At 31.3% G+C, this 21,505-nt stretch carries 20 protein-coding genes, 1 tRNA gene and 1 pseudogene; 8 read left to right on the forward strand and 14 right to left on the reverse strand.

Features of this window, described 5'->3' with window-relative positions:
- Positions 1 to 69 precede the first annotated feature (69 nt).
- On the forward strand, positions 70 to 621 hold the full coding sequence (locus NZD85_RS02710) for a YqgE/AlgH family protein (protein ID WP_260543274.1): 552 nt from the start codon (positions 70 to 72) through the stop codon (positions 619 to 621).
- A gap of 12 nt (positions 622 to 633) precedes the next feature.
- Here NZD85_RS02710 and NZD85_RS02715 read toward each other — a convergent pair whose 3' ends face one another.
- Together NZD85_RS02715 and NZD85_RS02720 are read right to left on the reverse strand one after the other, a co-directional pair.
- A complete protein-coding gene (locus NZD85_RS02715) occupies positions 634 to 1,443 on the reverse strand; it encodes an aminotransferase class IV (RefSeq protein ID WP_171622798.1) in 810 nt (269 codons plus the stop codon).
- 11 nt (positions 1,444 to 1,454) lie between these two features.
- Positions 1,455 to 1,838: an START-like domain-containing protein gene (locus NZD85_RS02720; RefSeq protein ID WP_019975947.1), complete on the reverse strand. Its 384-nt coding sequence runs from the start codon at positions 1,836 to 1,838 to the stop codon at positions 1,455 to 1,457.
- A gap of 114 nt (positions 1,839 to 1,952) precedes the next feature.
- On the opposite strand from NZD85_RS02720, the gene NZD85_RS02725 reads away from it, so the two are divergent.
- Positions 1,953 to 2,026: transfer RNA gene (locus NZD85_RS02725), tRNA-Met, on the forward strand.
- A gap of 61 nt (positions 2,027 to 2,087) precedes the next feature.
- Here NZD85_RS02725 and NZD85_RS02730 read toward each other — a convergent pair.
- On the reverse strand, positions 2,088 to 2,957 hold the full coding sequence (locus tag NZD85_RS02730; protein ID WP_260543276.1) for a DUF6515 family protein: 870 nt from the start codon (positions 2,955 to 2,957) through the stop codon (positions 2,088 to 2,090).
- Between the two features lie 232 nt (positions 2,958 to 3,189).
- Here NZD85_RS02730 and NZD85_RS02735 point away from each other — a divergent pair, with 232 nt between their 5' ends.
- Positions 3,190 to 4,239, forward strand: a complete 1,050-nt coding sequence (locus NZD85_RS02735) for a nucleoid-associated protein (protein WP_171622796.1) — start codon at positions 3,190 to 3,192, stop codon at positions 4,237 to 4,239.
- Between the two features lie 116 nt (positions 4,240 to 4,355).
- On the opposite strand, the pseudogene NZD85_RS02740 reads toward NZD85_RS02735, so the two are convergent.
- The 5 genes and pseudogenes from NZD85_RS02740 to NZD85_RS02760 form a co-directional block, all read right to left on the reverse strand.
- A pseudogene (locus NZD85_RS02740) lies at positions 4,356 to 4,705 on the reverse strand (DUF2200 domain-containing protein).
- Positions 4,706 to 4,732: 27 nt separating this feature from the next.
- Complete coding sequence (gene pepE, locus NZD85_RS02745; RefSeq protein WP_260543278.1) at positions 4,733 to 5,452, reverse strand: dipeptidase PepE; 720 nt, start codon at positions 5,450 to 5,452, stop codon at positions 4,733 to 4,735.
- A gap of 74 nt (positions 5,453 to 5,526) precedes the next feature.
- On the reverse strand, positions 5,527 to 6,846 hold the full coding sequence (locus tag NZD85_RS02750; RefSeq protein WP_260543279.1) for an ABC transporter permease: 1,320 nt from the start codon (positions 6,844 to 6,846) through the stop codon (positions 5,527 to 5,529).
- Between the two features lie 12 nt (positions 6,847 to 6,858).
- On the reverse strand, positions 6,859 to 7,791 hold the full coding sequence (locus tag NZD85_RS02755; RefSeq protein WP_171623633.1) for an ABC transporter ATP-binding protein: 933 nt from the start codon (positions 7,789 to 7,791) through the stop codon (positions 6,859 to 6,861).
- A gap of 58 nt (positions 7,792 to 7,849) precedes the next feature.
- On the reverse strand, positions 7,850 to 8,182 hold the full coding sequence (locus NZD85_RS02760) for an MGMT family protein (protein ID WP_188320085.1): 333 nt from the start codon (positions 8,180 to 8,182) through the stop codon (positions 7,850 to 7,852).
- 41 nt (positions 8,183 to 8,223) lie between these two features.
- On the opposite strand from NZD85_RS02760, the gene NZD85_RS02765 reads away from it, so the two are divergent.
- Positions 8,224 to 8,766 carry a hypothetical protein gene (locus NZD85_RS02765; RefSeq protein ID WP_225539755.1) on the forward strand — a complete coding sequence of 181 codons (543 nt, stop codon included), beginning with the start codon at positions 8,224 to 8,226 and terminating at the stop codon, positions 8,764 to 8,766.
- 55 nt (positions 8,767 to 8,821) lie between these two features.
- Here NZD85_RS02765 and NZD85_RS02770 read toward each other — a convergent pair whose 3' ends face one another.
- Entirely contained in the window at positions 8,822 to 9,013 is a 192-nt protein-coding gene (locus NZD85_RS02770; RefSeq protein WP_171623630.1) for a cold-shock protein, read from the reverse strand.
- 135 nt (positions 9,014 to 9,148) lie between these two features.
- Between NZD85_RS02770 and hemW the strand changes: the two genes are divergently transcribed.
- The 3 genes from hemW to rocD all read left to right on the forward strand — a co-directional run bounded on the left by hemW (position 9,149) and on the right by rocD (position 12,401).
- On the forward strand, positions 9,149 to 10,276 hold the full coding sequence (gene hemW, locus NZD85_RS02775; protein WP_260543283.1) for a radical SAM family heme chaperone HemW: 1,128 nt from the start codon (positions 9,149 to 9,151) through the stop codon (positions 10,274 to 10,276).
- Between the two features lie 17 nt (positions 10,277 to 10,293).
- On the forward strand, positions 10,294 to 11,100 hold the full coding sequence (gene murI, locus NZD85_RS02780; RefSeq protein ID WP_225539754.1) for a glutamate racemase: 807 nt from the start codon (positions 10,294 to 10,296) through the stop codon (positions 11,098 to 11,100).
- A gap of 68 nt (positions 11,101 to 11,168) precedes the next feature.
- Complete coding sequence (gene rocD, locus NZD85_RS02785; RefSeq protein ID WP_260543284.1) at positions 11,169 to 12,401, forward strand: ornithine--oxo-acid transaminase; 1,233 nt, start codon at positions 11,169 to 11,171, stop codon at positions 12,399 to 12,401.
- Between the two features lie 82 nt (positions 12,402 to 12,483).
- Here rocD and NZD85_RS02790 read toward each other — a convergent pair whose 3' ends face one another.
- The 4 genes from NZD85_RS02790 to porU form a co-directional block, all read right to left on the reverse strand.
- Positions 12,484 to 12,885 (reverse strand): OsmC family protein, encoded by a 402-nt coding sequence (locus tag NZD85_RS02790; RefSeq protein WP_171623626.1) that lies wholly within the window; start codon positions 12,883 to 12,885, stop codon positions 12,484 to 12,486.
- Between the two features lie 5 nt (positions 12,886 to 12,890).
- On the reverse strand, positions 12,891 to 13,796 hold the full coding sequence (locus tag NZD85_RS02795; protein ID WP_260543285.1) for a pirin family protein: 906 nt from the start codon (positions 13,794 to 13,796) through the stop codon (positions 12,891 to 12,893).
- Between the two features lie 124 nt (positions 13,797 to 13,920).
- Positions 13,921 to 15,120 carry a type IX secretion system outer membrane channel protein PorV gene (gene porV, locus NZD85_RS02800; protein ID WP_260543286.1) on the reverse strand — a complete coding sequence of 400 codons (1,200 nt, stop codon included), beginning with the start codon at positions 15,118 to 15,120 and terminating at the stop codon, positions 13,921 to 13,923.
- A gap of 33 nt (positions 15,121 to 15,153) precedes the next feature.
- The gene (gene porU, locus NZD85_RS02805; RefSeq protein ID WP_260543287.1) at positions 15,154 to 19,014 is read right to left on the reverse strand and encodes a type IX secretion system sortase PorU; all 3,861 of its coding nucleotides are present in this window, start codon (positions 19,012 to 19,014) and stop codon (positions 15,154 to 15,156) included.
- 158 nt (positions 19,015 to 19,172) lie between these two features.
- Between porU and gldJ the strand changes: the two genes are divergently transcribed.
- Complete coding sequence (gene gldJ / locus NZD85_RS02810; protein ID WP_449757794.1) at positions 19,173 to 20,807, forward strand: gliding motility lipoprotein GldJ; 1,635 nt, start codon at positions 19,173 to 19,175, stop codon at positions 20,805 to 20,807.
- 66 nt (positions 20,808 to 20,873) lie between these two features.
- Here gldJ and NZD85_RS02815 read toward each other — a convergent pair whose 3' ends face one another.
- Positions 20,874 to 21,398 (reverse strand): GNAT family N-acetyltransferase, encoded by a 525-nt coding sequence (locus NZD85_RS02815; RefSeq protein WP_260543289.1) that lies wholly within the window; start codon positions 21,396 to 21,398, stop codon positions 20,874 to 20,876.
- Positions 21,399 to 21,505: the final 107 nt, after the last annotated feature.

Here is a 21,505-nt window from a genome sequence, read left to right on the forward strand (position 1 = left end):
TGTTTATTTTATATTTTTATTTACAAATCATTATTTCGTTAAGATTTTACACTATAAAACCGAAACAAAATGTCTATCAAAAGTATAAAAAAAGGAAGTATTTTAGTCGCTAAACCAACATTAAATAATGATATTTTTCAACGAAGTGTTATTTTAATTACCGAACACTTAGAATCTGGAAATATTGGTTTTGTACTTAATCATTCTTCACACATACCTATTAGTATTTTTGTTTCTGAGATAGAATCCACTTCTATTGTTTTTGAAGGTGGACCAGTTGATAAGGAAAATATTTATTATCTACACAAACGCCCTGATTTAATACGAAATAGTGAAAAAATAATTCATAATTTATATTGGTCTGGAAATTATGATGATGTGCGAGAAGCGGTAAATCAAAAGTTGATAAAAGAGAATGAAATTAAGTTTTTTATGGGTTATTGTGGTTGGGCTCCTAAACAAATTACTGACGAATTAAAAAATAATTCATGGACGGTAAGAGATTTAGATTTTGATATTTTCGAAGAATGGGATGCTGATTTGTGGAAAAATTTGATGAAGAAACTTGGAGGTGAAAACTTGATTTGGTTAAACACCCCCGCAGATCCTTCTATGAATTAATTGATTTCTAAATTACAAATAACTAAAAATCAACTTTGTCTTATCCGTATTATATTCTTTTTTTCTATTTTTGGTAATTGGTAATATCCCAATACCATCTATCAAAATAAATACTTCTTCTGCTTTCTGAATTTCGAATGGAAAAATTTCTGATTCCTCCACTTTAAATTCTTCCGATTTATTGATCTTCGTAATAAAATTATTTCGCAAAACACTTGTTATTACTCCTTCTTCCTTTTTGGGTGTACGAATCGTTTCTCCATTTACCACAAAAATAGCACCTCGTAAAGAACGTGCCATTTTTTTATTGGCATTCAACAGAATAATATCTGCATAGTCATTCTCTAAACGGTAGATTTCTGCAATATTTTCTTCTGGGCGATACGTGTTAACAAGTGAATAAAAAGCTGTGTTGATAGCATAGTCTTTATAAACATCGATTTCGTTTTCACTTTGCAAAAACTCCCAATCTTGTTCACTATTTTCAATAGAAATCAGATAATTAATTGAAGCTTTTAAATAATCTTCTTCATTATTTCGGAAGGCAAAAAACTCGACCTTACCTGATTTAGTTTGATTAGCTTCGGCTATTAAATTGATTTGTTCTTGAAAAAATTCTGGTGTAAAATCTAATGGAATATTCATGCGATAAATACGCATAGAGGCCATTAAATTAAAATAATGATCTTCCCAATCTATAATTTCACCATTTACAAATCGTAAAATTTCTTTTACAGCATCACCATTTCGAAAAGCTCTGTTCTGAATACTAATTTCTGCATTTGCTTGTTCAATGATAAGGCCACCTAAGTTAATTTTCAAAATAATAGATTTTAAACAGATCCTAAGATTTTTTTAAGGTCTTCAATTTGACTTTCCCACAATTGTTTTGATTCTTCAACCTCATCTTCATCTGCGAAATCTGTGATTACTAATGATACATCATTTGTTAAATCGTCTTCTACAATTGTTAATTCGAAGAAATACTTTGTGTCTTCATCATATTCCCATTGAAAACGTACATAACTATCTTGCTTAGATTTCATCAAAAAAGCAGATTCTTCGTGTCCGTCCCAAATAAAAGTATATTTTTCTCCACGAGAATTTACGTTATCTGCAAACCACTCAGACAAACCAGAAGGGTTTGAAATATAGTTATATAACAAAGACGGTGAAGACTTAATTGAAAATTCTACTTGATATTTCTTTTTTGGCATAATTCTATTTAATTGAAGTCGCAAGATATAAAATGAATTGTATCTACCAAAGAAAAATAAAATAAGTTTTGTTATAAATTCAAAAAAAAATTATATTTGCAAAAATTAAAATTAGGCGAGGTAGCTCAGATGGTTAGAGCGCAGGATTCATAACCCTGAGGTCGGCAGTTCAATTCTGCTCTTCGCTACATCAAAAAAGTCCAAACAGCTTGCTGTTTGGACTTTTTTCATTAACTACTAAAACTTATACTAATCTAAATAACCTACTACTTGATAAGCTCTTGAACCTCTGTAATAAATTTTTTGATATAAGACATCTCCAAACTCATACAAATACTCTCCATCATAATTTATTCTTTCATAACCTGCTGGTAAAGCATAAACAATTGCACCAATTGGAGCTTGAACCACTTCGTAATAATTTCTATTTGGACTATAATAAACTCCTTCGTAGAAATAAAACGGATTACGATTACTAATATTAATTGTTACATAACCTACAGGTAAAACATTGATTCTGAACCCTACATAAGGCATATATCTTACATAACCACTATTATACGGACGATAATAAATTCCATTGTTACCATAGAAATTATAATTGTTATAATTGTATTTGTGATAATTTCTTACATTAACATTTGACACAGGGCGATTTCCTCTATAATTATTTGAACTTGAGCTAATACGAACAGGATCTTTATGAAAATCTCTATTTTTTAAACTCTCAGATCGATTCCCTTGGTTATTTCGATTCCCTTGGTTATTTTCTCTGTTATATCTTTCGTTGTTACTATCTCGGTTCGCACTTGGTCTACTACTTATTACAGCAGTATTATCTCTATTGATTCGTGAACTTTCGACACGACTTGAACTTATATTCGAATTTTTCCAAGAATCACTTTTACTATTTCCTCGATCAATTCTATTTCCTTCGACACGACTAACTCTATTTGTACTTTTAGCCATTTCAGAACGGCTATTCCCTTGGCTTCTTGATACTTCTCTTGAAGAATTACTTCTCTCACCTCCTCTATGACCTCTATCTTGAGCATTTACACCCACAGCTAACATGGCTGTAAAAGCTACTCCCAAAAGTGTAAATCTAATTTTTCTCATCATCTAACCTTTTAAATATTAAGACATCTATCCTATTACTATTTTCATGCCATAATTATAGTTTGCTGTTCGCTTTCAATTTATTATCATCATAAAAAAATATAATAGATTAATTATCAATACATTAATTTTACAATTTTGTTTGACAATTTTGTTAATATTTTTTTTTAATCATTCAAGGTTTGCATTGATTTTTGAAATCATTACTTTTGTTTTTAAGAAATTAGAAACAATGATTGACGTTAAAAATGCTTACATCGCCTTTATCAGTTTACAAAAAGTAGGACATAAAGTTCGGGAAGAAGCAAATATTTTTGCTGATAAGACACTTGAGTATGACGAATCTAAGGAAGAACAATTGGTTCCTTTCTTATTAAGTCCGTTCAAAAAAACACTCGAAATTAATCATTTTACTCATTATACAGAAAAATTAGAATTTAATGTTTTGTATAATCAATGCAAGCAAATGTTTGACGAAGAGACCGATTTTATAGATTTTTCGCAGGAAGTTTTAAGTCATTTATATGAAAAATCATTGCATCCACAAATCAAGAGTGGAGAAGTTTTCATTACACTTTTCGAAAATATGATGTTTGATGGAATAGTATGTCGAGGAATTGGAATTTATAAGTTAGAAAACAAGAAAAAATTCTTACGTTTTGACGAATCAAAGGGATTAGATTATAATATATGGAAAGGTTATAAACTTGAAGGAATAGATAAAGCTTGTCTTATTCTTGATGCTTATCGTGACGAAGGATTTCGTGTATATTCTATTGATGATAAAAATGTAGAATCTGAATATTGGAAGAAAAATTTCTTAGAAATTGATTTAATAAAAGACAATAATTACCATACAAAAAAATATATGGAGCTGATTACTGACTTTTCAAATGATTTCTTATTAGACAAAACCGATAAAAAACAGCAGGCAGAATTTATTTCAAACTCTATCAATGTATTGAATTCAAATGAAATTGTAACCAACGAAATTTTTGAAGATCAGGTGTTAAAACCATTTGAAATTATTGATGAATTTAAAGAATACAAAAAAGATTACAGTGAAAATAATCGTGTAGAGTTTGTAGAATCCTTTGAAGTTTCTGTTCCTACTTTGATGAAAGAATCAAAGAAAATCAAAAGTGATATTAAATTAGATACAAAAATTAACATCAAATTAGATTTAACTAATCCAGATGCGGCGGAAGAATATTTGGAACGTGGATTTGATGAGGAAAAGAAAATGTATTATTACAAAGTGTATTTTAATTCAGAACAATAAGATTAATTTAATATAATATAAACACTGTCCAAAATTGTGGACAGTGTCAATATTTTATAAAAAAAAGCGGTTTTGTAAGTTATTGTCAACTATTATGTATCTATTTGCACAAAATTTTAGATGGTATTTCTAAAAATTTTATCCAAAGATTTTCCCTTTGCTAATTCATCAATCACTTTATCCAAATATCTAATTTTTTTATATAGCGGATCTTCAATTTCTTCTACTCTGTATCCACAGATTAACCCTTAATTTTATCTACATTTGGATTTAATTTAGCTTCAGCAAAAAAAGTTTCAAAATCTATTTTTGATTCTATTTTTCGATCCAAATCATTTTTAGTGTAACCTGTTAACCAAAAAATAACTTCTTCTAATTCTTGAATTGTTCTTCCTTTGGATTCTATTTTTTTGATATAATGCGGATATACACTCGCAAAAGACATTTTAAAGACCTTTGTATTCATTCGAAATAAATTATTGGATAAATAAATTTACAAATAAATAGATTCTTCTAATATACCCGATTTTACTTCAATAGCCGATTGATTGGGTTTAAAAATTCGAGCTGTTAAATCTCCTTTCAATTCGATTGTTCCGTTTTCTACTCTCAACCAACTTCCTTCTCTTAATCCGATTACAGTTTGTCTATTAAATTTATGAAATTCGTTGATTCGCGTTTCTCTTGTTTCACCTTTATGCGTAGAGTTTAGATCTGGATCCAAATAATGAGGATTAATATTAAATGGTAAAAACTGCAAGGCATCAAAACTTGGTGGATAAACAATAGGCATATCATTTGTCGTTCCAATTGTTAAACCTGTCAAATTACTTCCTGCGCTACTACCCATATATGGAACACCTTCAGAAATTGTATTTCGTATAGCTTCAATTAAACCTAATTCGTACAAAGTTTTAAGTAATAAAAACGTATTTCCTCCTCCAACAAAAATAGCTTTTGCATTACAAATGGCTTCTTTCGGATTTTCATAAGTATGTAAACCTGTCACTTTTATACCAAAAGGTTGCAAAGCAGTAACCACATTGTTCGTGTATTCATCGTACGAAATGCCAGAAGGTCGCGCAAATGGAACAAAAAGTAATTCATCTGTTTGTAAAAAATCTAAAATCTCTTCTCGAATATATTCTAAATATCCACTACCATAAATTGTACTTGTGCTAATCACAAGCAATCGATAATTTGGATGTATCATAAAATCTAATTTTTATCAAAGTTAATTCTAAAAACAAAAAACCGAAGCATTTTTACTTCGGTTTTTATATCGTTTTAATTTTTATACGAGATCCATTTAATCATTTCTTTTACGGTTGGTTTTTTACCATAAATTAAAATTCCAATTCTGTAAATTTTTCCAGCTATATAAACCATAAAAATAGTGCTGATTAACAATAAAAATAAGGATAACGCTAGTTGCCAAATCGGAACATCGAATGGAATTCGAGTAATCATAGAAATTGGAGAAGTTAGCGGAATCATCGATAACCAAAAAGCGACAGGACCATCTGGATTTTCGAAAGTCGTCATGCTTCCATAAAGTCCAATCATCATTGGTACTAAAGGAAAATATGTAAATTGTTGTGTATCTGTATCATTATCTACAGCCGAGCCAATTGCTGCAAAAACTGAACTGTAAAACAAATAACCTAAAATAAAATAAGCAATAAATACAAAAATAATTAACGGATAATTAAATGTCAATAAAACTTCGCTAATCTCTGTTATTTTCTGCATCATATCTGGGTTCGACTCTGCTAATTGAGCTTGGTTCATCATTTGTTGCGACATATCCATTTTAGACGCTGCGATGGCTGGAAAAATCATCAACAAAGCCATAGTCATTCCAATCCAAATCGCAAATTGAGTAACGGCAACCATAGTCGTTCCCACAATTTTACCCATCATCAATTCGAAAGGTTTGACAGAAGATATAATGATTTCAACCACACGGTTATTTTTTTCTTCCACAACAGAGCGCATTACTTTTACACCATATATCATCACAAACATAAAAATGATGTACGTTAAAAACATGGCTAAAGCAATTTTCAACTCCATTCCTTTGTCTTCTTTTCCATCCGAAACATTGAAAACATTCAAGTTAACCCGAGCTTTAGAAGCTTCTAATGCAGTTTCGTTGATACCAGACTTTGTTTGTTTCTCTTTCTCGATTTTATCACTAATTGTGCGTGATATTTTTTCACGATCTGTGATTCCCAAATTACCATTGGTAATTAACTCGGTATTTTTTTCAATATTCTCATAGTTACCATCTGTATTTTTTGGAATGTGAAGAATGGCATTCAAATATTCACTTCCTTTCAGTGTATCTTTTATTGATTTCAATTCTTGAGGCGTATAAATACTAAACATCATTTGTTTAGAAGATTTAAACGATGTAATAAACTCAGAACTTTCATCCACAATTGCGATATTTTTGACTTCTGAATTATTGGCAGAACTTAAAAAGAAAATTACCGCCCCTGCTCCAACAATTAATAAAGGAGAAAGAAAAGTCATAATAACAAACGCTTTATTTTTTACCTGTGAAAAAAATTCGCGTTGCGCAACCAAAAATATATTTTTCATTTATAATTAAGCTTAAAGATTAGAAATAGAACTTTGTTTAACAGCTTCTAAAAATACGTCATTCATCGAAGGAATAATTTCTTTGAATTGATGAACTTGACCAATTTGCATTAACTTTTGTAAAATTTCGTTTGTTGGTGTTTCTTTATTGTATAAAAGATTAAACTCTGTTCGTTGATTAAAATTTCTCATGTCAGAAATTTCAAATTCATTTGCTAAATTTTGTAGAGCATCCGATGCTACTTCATCCAATTGAATAGAAAATTTACCAGTTTTGAATTGATTTCTCACTTCTTCTATTGTTCCGTCTAACACTTTATTAGATTGATTGATTAATGCAACATGATCACACATTTCTTCAACAGATTCCATTCTATGGGTCGAAAAAATAATTGTCGTCCCTTTATCTCTTAATTCCAAAATTTCATTTGCAATGATTTGCGCATTTACAGGATCAAAACCACTAAAAGGTTCATCAAAAATTAACAACGAAGGATTATGAATAACCGTAATAACAAACTGAACTTTTTGTCCCATTCCTTTCGAAAGTTCACTCAATTTTTTATTCCACCAAGACATCATATCAAGTTTTTCGAACCAATATTCGGTACGTTTTCTTGCTTCAGCAGAAGAAAGACCTTTTAATTTCGCAAAATAAAGGGCTTGTTCTCCTACTTTCATATTCTTGTATAACCCACGTTCCTCTGGCATATAACCAACTTGACCAATTGATTTTTTTGTCAAAGGCTCTCCGTTTAGTAAAATTGTTCCGCTATCAGGAGCTGTAATTTGGTTGACAATACGAATAAACGTTGTTTTTCCAGCACCATTTGGTCCCAATAGTCCATAAATAGACCCCTGTGGAATGTTGATACTAAAATTGTTGAGTGCAACTTTATTTTTATATTTCCTTGTTAAGCCTTCGGCTTGCAATAAAAAATCCATTATCTATATCATTTGATTTGTAAAATTAGTAAGAAGAAAGTAGATTTCGTTACAGATTTTAATGAGATTCGTTCGGATCCCATACAATTTCTTTAAAATTGACCACTTTATCATTTACTATCTCTATACCTTCATTTTCCAACAATTGTTGCATTAAACTCGAAGGATTAAAATGATGCTTTCCTGTTAATTGACCATTTCTATTAACCACTCGATGAGCTGGAACATCATCTCGATGGTGTGAATGATTCATTGCATAACCAACAACACGTGCTGAAAATTTTTCACCTATACTTTTCGCTATCAATCCATAAGTAGAAACTCGTCCTTCTGGGATTTGGCAAACGATTTGGTAAATTTTCTCATAAGTATCAGAAATGATTTTTGTCACAATCTAAACATTTATTGTAAATTTAAAGAAACTAATAGAATATGAGCCAAAAAGTTCCAATTAAATCTCTTTTAAGCCGTCCACGTTTTAAGGTGTATACCCATTTATCAAAACAAGAATTTATCGAATTAATTAAAAAACATTTGCAACAAAACACTTCAGAGTTTGGTGGTTATGCGAATGAGGAAGTAACAATGGTTCGTGTTAGAAAAGATAAAGATAAATATTGGCATCCCCAATTACAAATTCGAATTGAAGAAGATGATGATCATCCAAATTATTTGGTTGTAAGAGGAATTATTGGTCCTAAACCCAGCATTTGGACATTTTTTGCTTTCCTTTATGGATTAAGTGGTGCTGTTTTTATAACATTAGGCTCGTATGCAATTTCAGAATACATAGTAAAAGGTGAAAGTATATGGATTTGGTCTGTTCCGTTTTCTGTTATATTGGCTTTAGGAACTTATTTAGCAAGTTTATATGGACATCAATTGGCTAAATTTCAATTAGGAAGATTGTATCATTTTGTAAATACGTTATTAAATGATGCAGAATTTTATGAAAACAATGAAAATATAAAATAAAAAAAAGCGACCAATCCGGTCGCTTTACAAGAAATATGTTGAGATAATATATTAATTAGATTACTTTCACATTAACGGCGTTGATACCTTTTTTTCCTTGTTCTAAGTCAAATGATACTTTATCATTTTGAGCTACTTTGTCTGCCAAACCAGAAACGTGTACGAAGTACTCTTTTCCTGATTCATCATCTTTAATAAATCCGTATCCTTTTTCTTCATTAAAGAATTTTACAGTTCCTTTATTCATAGTATTTTATTTACGCCGATAAAGATATAAGAATTATTTTCAAAACCAATACTATATTCATTTTTTTTTAGTTTTTTTTAGTTCCATTTTTTTAGACTACCAATTCAACCTAATTTTGCCTAATATTTAATTATTTTGGCAGGAATCTATATTCATATCCCCTTTTGTAAACAGAAATGTAGTTATTGTGACTTTCATTTTTCTACAAATCTTCACAACAAATCTAATCTGGTAAAAGCGATTAACAAAGAGCTTTTACTTAGAAAAAATGAAATATCACAACCACTTGAAACTATTTATTTTGGTGGAGGAACTCCTTCTATCCTTTCTGAAATAGAATTAGAAAGCATTTTCGAAACGATTTTTAAAAATTATTCAACCCAAAATTTAAAAGAAGTTACACTCGAAGCAAATCCAGATGATTTGAACCAAGAAAAACTTAAATTCTTAAAATCAACTCCTATCAATCGTCTTTCGATTGGTGTACAATCGTTTTTTGAAGAAGATCTACAATTAATGAACCGTGCACACAATGCACAAGAGGCAGAACGATCGATAAAACTTGTTCAGGATTTTGGTTTTGATAACATCACAATTGATTTGATATATGGTTCTTCGACAACTACTAATGATATGTGGATGAAGAATCTTCAGAAAGCAATAAATTTAAATGTTCCGCATATTTCTTCTTATGCTTTAACTGTTGAAGAGAAAACAATTTTGGATCATCAAATCAAAAAAGGAATCACAAAACCTGTTGATGAAGATCGTCAAAATGAACAATTTCAGCTCTTAGTTGATACCTTAACATCGAATAATTTTATACAATACGAGATTTCTAATTTTGGAAAAGAAAATTATTTTTCTTTGCATAATTCCAATTACTGGAAAGGAATTCATTACATGGGAATTGGTCCATCTGCTCATTCTTACAATGGAAAATCACGTGCTTGGAATATAGCCAACAATACAAAATATATACAAGCAATTAATCAAAATAATTTACCTCAAGAAATTGAAGTGTTAAATGAAGCTGAACGATTTAATGAAATGATAATGATCGGATTAAGAACTATATACGGAATAGATGTTGATCGAATAAATTCTGAATTTTCTCAACCTATACTTGACTTATTTTATCAAGAAATCAATCAGTTAATTAAAGAAAATCTTATCATCAAACAAGAAAATAAAATCATTTTGAAACCTGAATCAAAATTTTTTGCTGATGGAATTGCATCAAGATTATTTTACATCGATTAAATTGTTAAATTTGCGTTATGAATGATAACAGACCAATAGGTGTTTTCGACTCTGGTGTTGGTGGTTTGATGTTTGCAAAAGAAATAAAACGTTTGCTACCAAACGAAAGTTTAATTTATTTTGGTGATACTCAAAATTTACCTTACGGAGAAAAATCTAAAGAAGCGATTACACAATTTTCGGTAGACATTACTAATTTTTTAAAGGACAATGATTGTAAAGCAATTTTAGTTGCATGTAATTCTGCAACTGCGAATGCTTTGAAAGAGATTAGAAATGCTGCAGGAAAAGATATTCCTGTTATTGATGTTATTTCTCCCGTTGCTGAAAAAGTATCGTTCGAACTAAGAGAAAAAATTGGCGTTATTGCAACAAAAACAACAGTTAATTCAGGTGCATACAAAAAAGCAATTCGGCGTCGCAATAAACACATCAACGTAGTTGAAATGGCAACTCCACTCTTGGTACCTGTTATCGAAGAAGGTTTCGCAAATTCTATTATTTCTAAAGCTGTTTTAGAAACTTATTTGTTAAACAAAAAATTAGAAGGAATTGATTCCATTATTTTAGGGTGTACTCATTATACTCATCTTGAAAAAGAAATCAATCAAGTATTCGAAGGGAAAGTTGATATTGTAAATTCGCCTTTAATAGTAATTAATCAAGTCATTTATCAATTAGCGAAAGAAGGAAAATTAGCAGAAAAAAATGCTGCTGCAACCTATACTTTTTATATTTCTGTAAACACAGATAACATTATAAAAGTTGCTAAAAAATTCTTTGGAAAAGATATTCAATTAATTGAAAAAAAATTAATGAACTAAATAGAACCGACTATTATTTGTCGGTTTTTTTATAGATAATAACATACAAACAAAAAACAAATTATTACATGAAAAGAACATCAGAATTAATTGCATTAGAAGAAAAATACGGAGCTCATAACTATCATCCGCTTCCAGTAGTTTTGGAAAAAGGAGAAGGAGTTTACGTTTGGGACGTAGATGGAAAAAAATATTTCGATTTCCTATCTGCTTATTCAGCTGTCAATCAAGGACATTGTCATCCTCGAATTATTAATAGATTAAAAGAACAAGCAGAAAAATTAACGTTAACTTCTCGTGCTTTTTACAATGCTGAACTTGGAAAATATGAAAAATTTCTAACAGAATTGTTCGGTTTCGAGAAAGTACTTCCTATGAACACGGGAGCTGAAGCTGTTGAAACTGCTCTAAAAATTGCTCGTAAATGGGGGTACGAGAAGAAAGGAATTGCAGCTGGTGAAGCAATTATTGTTGTATGTAAAGACAATTTCCATGGACGTACAACAACTATTATTTCTTTTTCGAATGATGAAGATGCGCGTAAAAACTTCAATCCTTATACAAGTGGTTTTGATGCCGTTGAATACAATGATGTAAATGCTTTGAAACAATTATTTAAAGAAAAAGCTGACAAAATTTGTGGGTTCTTAGTAGAGCCTATTCAAGGTGAAGCTGGTGTTAATGTTCCTTCTGAAGGATATTTAAAAGCTTGCGAAGAATTATGTAAACAACATAATGTTTTATTTATTGCAGATGAAATCCAAACAGGAATTGCTCGTACAGGAAAAATGTTAGCGATTGATCATGAAAATATTAATGCTGATGTCTTAATTTTAGGTAAAGCTGTATCGGGTGGAGTTTATCCTGTTTCTGCTGTTTTAGCAAATGATGAAGTGATGAATGTGATTAAACCAGGACAACATGGTTCTACTTACGGTGGAAATCCTTTGGCTGCAGCGGTTGCAATGGAAGCTTTACAAGTTGTTTTAGACGAAAAATTAGCTGATAACGCAGAGAAATTAGGTCAAATTTTTAGAACAGAAATCACTAAAATGGCTGAAGAATTTCCTTTATTCAAATCGGTTCGTGGTAAAGGTTTATTAAATGCTATTTTAATCAATGATACGCCAGAATCTGAAACAGCATGGAATTTCTGTGTTGCAATGAAAGACAACGGTTTATTGGCTAAACCTACACACGGAAACATCATTCGTTTCGCTCCTCCTCTTGTGATGAACGAAGAACAATTGCACGAATGTTTAGCGATTATTCGTAAAACCGCAGAAGAGTTTAACAAATAATATAGCATAAAAAGACTCCTTCTTTTACATTACTAAAAAAGTTAGACACTTTTGAGTCTTTTAATAGAAGGAGTTTTTATTTCTAAATGAATTCTATTGTCGTTTCAATTTCGTGACCTTTATCTAAGATTTTGTGTATTGGACAAGAATTTGCAACTTTTAATAATCTTGTTTGCTGTTTTTCATCAAAATCACCTTCGATAATTACGTGACGATGAAATGTTATTGGTTCGGTTGTAATCAAATCATAGTTCACATCAACCTCCACTTTTTTGTATGGAAATTCTTTGTGATTCATATACATTTGCAATGTAATCGATGTACAAGAAGCCAAAGCTGCGCCTAACAATTCGCTTGGTTTTGCAGCAGTATCCAAGCCTCCTTTATCAATTGGTTCATCAACTGTAAATTCGTGCTTACCTGATTTTATTTTTGAAATATAATTTTTATCCGTCGAAGTCGACGTCACATTCACTTCACTCATTTTATTTATTTTTCGTTTCCTTTAATTCTTGAATTCTTTTGTGCTTGTGGCATTGGTACATAATCGTCATCTCCTGGTACTTTTGGAAATCGGTGATTCACCCAATCTTCTTTTGCTTTTTCGATCGTTTCTCTTGAAGAACTCACAAAATTCCAAAAAATAAAATGTTCTTCTGGTAATTCTTCACCTCCAAAAATATAAACCGTTGAACCTGCTTCAATTTCAAATTCACATAATTTAGCATCTTTGGCAACCAATAATTGTTTCGTCCCATAGGTTTCACCTGCATCTTTTATAGAACCTTCTAAAACATACAGCGCAGATTCTCCAAAAAGATCTTTTCCTAACGAGACATTGAAGGTGTTTTTCGCTTTAATTTCGATTAAATACATTGGCGAATAAACAGGTACCGCAGATTTGTGCTCACCAAATTGCCCCGCAATCAATCTGTAATCTGCATTTTCATCTGACCAAGTTGGTAGTTTTTCTGCATCAACATGTGTGAAACTCGGTTCCATATTTTCTAATTCTTTTGGGAGTGCTACCCAAATTTGTAAACCGTGAAGCGTTTTATCTGTTGTACGTAAATATTCGGGTGTACGCTCCGAGTGCACCACACCTTTTCCTGCTGTCATCCAATTTACTGCTCCAGGTTTTATCTCCAATTCGGTTCCTAAACTATCGCGATGCATAATGGCCCCTTCGAACAAATACGTCAAAGTAGACAAACCAATATGAGGATGTGGACCTACATCAAGATTTTGATAATCTTTCAGCTTTGTTGGTCCCATATGGTCGATAAATACAAATGGCCCGACATGTCTTTTCTGACGAAAAGGCAATAATCTACCCACTAAAAAGTTGCCAATATCAGCCGCTTTCTCTTCTAAAATTAATCCAACATTAGACATATAGTATACGTTTTTATTTCATGTAAAATTAGTTTTAATCCTGCTTTTAAAACTTGATTTAAGTTAATAAATAAAAAAAGGTTAGCCAATAGCTAACCTCTTTTATAACTTTATATTAACGATTTTAGTAATCGTAACTGTTTTGAGTTTCTCCTCCAAAGTTCCACGCAATACCAAAACGTAATGTATTTTCTAAGGCATTGTTCGTTTCTGACATTGGAATTAAGTAAGAAGCATTAAATGCAAAAGCATTGTATTTAAGCCCTAAACCTAATGTTAAATGCTGACGATCCCCTTTCATTGGGCTTTCGTGGAAATAACCTGCACGAATAAATAAAGCATCGTTGTAAGAATACTCTGCACCAACTGAATACGTAATTTCTTTTAATTCTTCGCTTCCTCCTCCTGGTGCATCACCAAAAGAACTAAAGATACCGTCCATCACACCTTTATTTGGGATGTAACTATTTGTTATATTCCCTTCTTCATCATATTCATATTGAGGTGTTGGTACTAATAATTTAGAAAACTCTGTTGTGATACCTACTTTATTGTAATCATCAAATTTGAAATCATACCCAACTCCTAAACGTAATGTTGTTGGCAAATAAGATGCGTTCTCTTCTGAATTTGAATAATCTAATTTAGGACCAATATTAGAAATTTGGAAACCTCCACGTAATTTACCTTCAAAATTATTTGTATCCATTGTTTCTGATTGGTAATAACCAGCTAAATCAACCGCGAAAGTATTAGCAGCTTGAACACCTGCTTCATTTACTCCGTTAAATAAGTCTGAACGAATAAAACGACCTGTAACTGCCATCGAATAGTTATCTGTTAAACGTAAACCATACGATAAGTCGATTGAGAATTCATTTGGTTTAGCCATACCCGTAGATACAACATCTGTTCCGACAAGTTCATTTAGTTCGATTTCACCCATATTGAAATAGTAGATACTTGCACCTAATGTACTACGTTCATCTTGTCCTAAAAAAGTATAGTAAGAGGCGTTTAACAAGAAAACATCGTTTGTTAATGAATTCATATATGGCGTATAGGTGAACGCTACTCCAGAGTAATCTGGTGCAAAAGCAAATTTAGCAGCATTCCAATACTGAGAATAGTTATCCGCCGATGTCGCAACACCTTGATCTCCTAAACCACCTGCACGTGCATCAGGCGAAATTTTTAAGAATGGAGCTCCCGTTAAAATTGGATTTGATTTTGTATAATCTTTATCTGTATTATTACTTCCTGTATCTTGAGCATAGGTAAAAGCTGATGCTAAAATCAATAAGCTTGCGGTAATTTTTTTCATTCGTGTTATATTGATTATATTTTTATTTTTCTATTATTTTAAAATAACTAATTTTTCAACTGCTGCTGCTGAACCTTTACATACGGTATCGTCAACACCTTTTACATTGACTTTGTAAATATAAACACCTTTTCCTATTTTGTCTCCAAAATCATCCAAACCATCCCATTCTATCGCATATTTTCCTGTACGATATCCTTCTCGGAAAGGTTCTGCAGAAACGGTTTGACGTAGTGTTTTGACTAATTTACCCGAAATGGTAAAAATCTGAACCATTACATCTAACTCAGAATCACAGTTGTGTTCGAAATGGAAAAAGGTATTCTTTGTAAATGGATTAGGCCAATTTAGTAATTTATCAATATGCAATTGTCCCGTTCCATTTTCCATTACTACAAAGTCTAACGTTGCAGTATTCGAATTATTGTTGATGTCCCAAAATTTAAGATTTACGGTATGTTGACCAAGTTCTAAATTTTTTAATTGATACATAACTTGACCTTTCTGATAATCTTCGAAATCTTTATTGATACAAGGATTTGCATCACCTCCATCATAATATTCGTTTAACACATATGCATCTTGAACTTTACCATCTATTGTTGCTACAATATCATGCCCAATACTCGATCCTGTTGCATTAATTCCTGTATTATCAGTTAAACAACCAACCAAATAAGGCGAACGATCTGTAATTCCACCATTGGCAAAATTTAAATTGTTCATGTATAATTTTCCTTGCGGACGTTCATCATCATTTAAACCTTCTTCGTTAATTCCTTCCATCGAAACAATTTCTAAAGTAGAGGCGTCTTTTCCATCTTTTTCGTCCCACGCATAAAATTTTAATTTTCGATCTCCTAGCTCGTAATTGATATCTTTCGGCACATAAAACTGAATCGTAAATTCTCCATTTACTACTTTTCCCGTTCCTTTATAAATTGTTTTATTTTCTGTTTTGAACGTTTTTCCATTATGAGTAGATTCACTTAACAAGGTTTTTATTTCCTCTTTCTCAAAAAGGCTTACCGCTATTTTTCCTGAAAAAGTATTGTCAATAGAAGTTGAAGTAAGTTGATTGACCTTTCCTTTAATCGTTACAAAATCTAAGGCTTGTAATTTTCCTCCTCCTAAAATATCTACACCTTTTTTATTTTCGATACTTAAAATTTCAATCTCTTGTTGCGGACGATGAATAGCTAACATAGGATCTCCCAAAATACTAACACTTTTGTGATTACGATGAGAAGGAGAATAACTAATTTTAGCTTGATTTAGCGCTTTTCCTATCGTTTGATTTTCTAAACCATCCTTTTTGAAAAATTCTTGAATCAAATACTGATTCATTGTATCTCCATATCCTGTTCCAATAGGACGGTTTGTTGTAATCATTGACAATGCCCCTCCATTTATATTTTTCAACATCATTTCACCTGCTGAATTATATTGTGGTAAATCCCAAATCGTAAAATCACAAGTAACAGTACATACAATAGGTAATCGCGAATAAGCAGCACTAAAATTAGACAAACCTGTTAATTCTTCTGCGGTAATAATACGTTCTTGTGCCCAACTTCGTGGACCTCCATGTCCATAATACATCAAGAAATTAGAGCCTAATTCAATTCCATTTAATATCGCCTGATTAACCGTTGGGTAGCGAACACCTGCCGATGTACCTTCGGGTTGATGAGCACCTGTGTATATTTTGTTTACCGTATAAATTTGATTTTCTTTTTTAGTAAACTCACCATCAATAGAAACGTCAAAATTTGGAGTATTAACATTATCATCGTTATCTGTAACTGCAACAACTTTTGTACGCCAATCTCCATATGAAGTTCCTTTTCCTTGAACTTTATCATAATAAGAAATGATTTTATCCACTAAAACTTTCGCTTCTGGAGAATTTGATGCAGGAATTCGACCAACAGCTATATTAAACCAATTTGCATCGTAATTATAAACTCCCTCTACATTATTTGATAACATCTTTACATTGTTATCTAACATCGCAAAATAATCATCTGTTGCAATAGCTTCGTTTATATTTGTTGAAGGTTCGTCTGTAAACGTTGGAATGTAATTCGTAAAATCTTTTATTCTATTCTTAGGATCATACGTTGTTGCACCAAATAATACTGCGTATTCTAAGTTTGGACTTTGATTATCTTTCAAAAACTTTAAAAAATCTCGAATCGCAATTGGATCTTGACTTCCAGATGAAAAATCATTGTAAACTTGGTCTGTTGTTACAACAGCAGTATTTATTTTATCATGTTCTTTTCTGAAATTTGCCAAACGTTGTGCTTGATCCAAATATTTTGGGTGCGTAATCACAACATAATTTATATCAACTAAACTACGTATATCTTGATTCGCAACACGACCTACAAATTTTGCATCATTATAAGCATTTTCATCTCGAAAAGCTACAAACTCATTTTGTGGCGAATTCTCAAATTTATAAGAACCGCTTTCTGGCTGAAGATTTGAAATTTGATGAATATTAGAAACATTCCAAACATTAACATTTGAAGAGTTTTGTAATGTAAATGCATTCATTGGATTAGAATAGTCAGATAAAAATCTAAACGTAAACTGTTCATTATTATATACTAAATTATCCTTGAAACGAAGTTGTAAATAATCTAAAAAACCTAAACCAGAGGGATTACTTCCTACAGACGAAACTGAAATATCAATTGTATTTGAGTTTAAAGTAATAGATTTATCATCTTCAGTTCTGTTAAACTCCGAATTTCCTAAACTCCCAGTAAATATTTGACCATTAGCATTTATAGAATAATTATTATTAGAATTTTTCCCTACAACAGCGTAACGTAAATATGCTTCACCTCCATTTACAATAGAATTTGCTTTGAATGTTTTTTTAAAACCATCTTTTAATCCAATATTTTCTCCAACCCAAATTTGTCCAAGACCATTTAGATTAATTGAATCTTTTTCGTGAAATTGTAAATGATCAAATGTCGAAAATGTTTTAACAGGTGAACCAGTTAGTGAACTATTTTGCACACGTTTCCCATCACTTCCATTAAAACTTATAAAATAATAGGCTGATTCATCATATAAATTATAACGAAGTTTTACATTACTTAAAGTTGTGGTATTATCTCTATACCATTGATGCGGACCTTTTGCATAAAATAAAACGTAATCATTGTTATCAAAACTTCCGTCATCTCCACCAACAAATTTGATCGGAATTTCATTTAAAGCTCCTTTTCTATCTAAAGTCAAATTTTCCATCAATCGACCTTCACCATTTCCATAAATCTTTAAAGATTTCGGATTGAAATTGGTCGGAATTCCATTCTTCGTAAAGAAATTTCTATCTAGTTTAAAAACACCATCTTTCGAAACTTTTATTTTATACCAATCTCCAGTTTTCAAAACACTTGAAGTTGAATTATCAATAAATCTTGTACCTGATTTTCGTTGAGAAGAAATTGGTTTTTGTACGATAGAAAACGATTCAATTTTCAGAAATTTATTATTCTGTTTTACAAAAGGAACAACTTTTACAATTAGTTTTTGTTGTCCATTTTTATCATTTACATTATATGAAGAAAAATTAATTTTATCTGAAATAGAAGATGTATCCAAATCAATCAATTCGTTTTGTACTTCTCTATATTGTACATTCGTCAATTCAACTTCTTGATTAAGTGAATTTAATTCAACCACAAATTCTGGAAGAAAGTATCCCCCAACAAAATAATTATCTTTATTCGAAAAATAAGGCACATTTACCTTATTTCCATTCGTCAAAGAAATTGTTTGATTATTCTCCCAATTTATTTTGTAATTTTGACTAAACAATTGAGGAAATTGAAGCAAAGTTGCGACTAAAATAAAATATTTCTTCATGTCTGTTAAACGCTATTTTAGCAAATATATTTTCAATCGTAAAATAAAAAAATAATTCTTACGTTAGATACAAGAAATAAAGCATTTTTTCGTTGTAAGATTAATGTCAAATGCTTTTATTTGCATTAAATTTAATATTTGAAAACCAGAAATATTCTATGAAAATGAATAAAGGACGTATTTTTTCTCTTGCGCTTGCAGCCATTACAATGAGTGTATTTGTAGGCTGTGCAAGTAGTTCAGGTAAGAAAAAAGGAGGTGGAACAAAAAATTTCACAAGTCGTACAGGTTGGAAACCAAACGATAGTAAAGGTTGGTTTTTTTCGGGTAAAAAGAAAGAAAACATTAAAGCATGGCCTGGAATGGTTTTCATCGAAGGTGGGTCTTTTACAATGGGAATCACGAAAGATGATGTGTTACACGACTGGAATAATTCTCCTGTTCGTATGCAAGTAAAATCTTTCTTCATTGGTGAAACTGAGGTTACAAACTACGAATACAAAGAATACTTAACTTGGCTAAAAGTTGTTTTCCCACCAGAAGACACGCAGTACAAGGATATCTATAATGGAGCCTTACCAGACGAAACGGTATTCAATAATCAATTATCAAGAGATGATTTCTCGACAGAAAATTACTTGTTTTCACCAGAGTTTAGCTACTACCCTGTAGTTGGTATTTCTTGGTTGCAAGCAGTAAACTATTGTGATTGGTTAACAGATCGTGCTAACGAAAAAGCCTTGATGAACAAAGGAATCTTATCAAAAGATTACTATAATAACGAAGAATACAATTACGGAAACAAAACATTCAATGCAGAACAATATAAGTTAGGCGACACGAATGTAAATGAAGCTATTGATTCGACTAAAATTATGAGAGCGAATCAAATTAAAACTCAAAACTCTCGTATCCTAAAAGCAAATCGTGCAACAGGTTCTTTAGAAGTTCAACCTTTCCGTTTACCTACTGAGGCTGAATGGGAATATGCAGCTTTAGCTTTACCTGGAAACCGTGAATACAACGAATACAAAGGAAAAGAAGTTGCTCAAAATAATTTAAGAGTAACAAAAGGAGCGCAAAGAGGTCAATATTTAGATAACTTCAAACAAGGTCGTGGAGATTATTCAGGTATTGGAGGATTTGGAAACGATGGTTCTGCTATTACAAGTGATGTTCGTAAATATCCATCAAATGATTTTGGTCTATATGGTATGTTAGGTAACGTTGCAGAATGGGTTTCTGATGTTTATCGTCCAATTATTGACGAAGAAGCAAATGACTTCAACTATTACCGTGGTAATGTTTTCAAAACGAATATCGATAACGGAGTTGGCGGATTTGAAAAATATGACGAAACAAACGTAGAATACGATACATTAGACAATGGTAAATTAGTTTACAAAGGTTTACCTGGCGCATATAAAAAACAAACACAATACGATTTGACAAATTATCGTGATGGTGATCCTAACTCTTCTCTTAACCCAAGAGTTGAAGACGGTAGATCTGCTGATCAGGCGACAGAAGATATGTATAATGCTCCTCAACGTAAATTTACAGTAGACGAAAAAGGTCGCGTTATATTAGAAAAAGATACAACAAATCGTACTTCTGATATTTCTGATGAAACACGTGTTGTAAAAGGAGGTTCTTGGAAAGACCCTATCTATTGGATAGATGCTGGACAAAGACGTTATTTACACCAAGCAAGTGCAACAAACTGGATTGGTTTCCGTGTAGCTCAAGAATATACAGGTAGCTTCGAATCTAAGCGTAAACGTAGAGGATAAATATCCTTTTATATAAATAAGAAAACTCGGTTAATAACCGAGTTTTCTTATTTATATAATTAGCTTTTATTGAGTTAAAGACCAATATGTAAAACCATTATGTTCTACTACTTTTTCGAAACCAAGTTTCTTCAAAAGATTAATTGATTTAAAATTATCTGAGAAAGATTTTGCTGTTACCTCTTTCACTATTTCTTGAGAAAATGCCCATCTAATCAATTCTGTGCACGCTTCCTCTGCATAACCTTTCCTTCTCTCCTCTCTTATTATTCCATAACCAATATCCACATTTTCATCCGCTGCATTAAAACCTTTAAAACCTACATCACCAATTATTTCTTTTGTATCCTTTTTAATAATCATCCACGATTCAAACCCCGTAACATAATTATGGATTAACAATTTTTGAATAATCTTAGGTATTGTATCCATCATATCTTGATCGGGCCAATCTTTTCCTTTTAGAAACCCCTTCTCTTCTAAAATACGATAATCATTGTACAACATATCTTCGCAAATATCAATTGTAAATGGCACGAGAAGCAAACGTTCTGTTTCTAATTTATCTATAGTAATCTCTTTTATTTTCATTCTTTAATTAAAATGCAAGCAGTAATTTTTCAATATAACAATTAAACCAGATAAATAAACTACACCAAGATTTATCTCATCAAATATTTTGCAATTATCGTAAAATA

The sequence above is a fragment of the Empedobacter stercoris genome, assembly GCF_025244765.1.
GTDB classification, from domain to species: domain Bacteria; phylum Bacteroidota; class Bacteroidia; order Flavobacteriales; family Weeksellaceae; genus Empedobacter; species Empedobacter stercoris.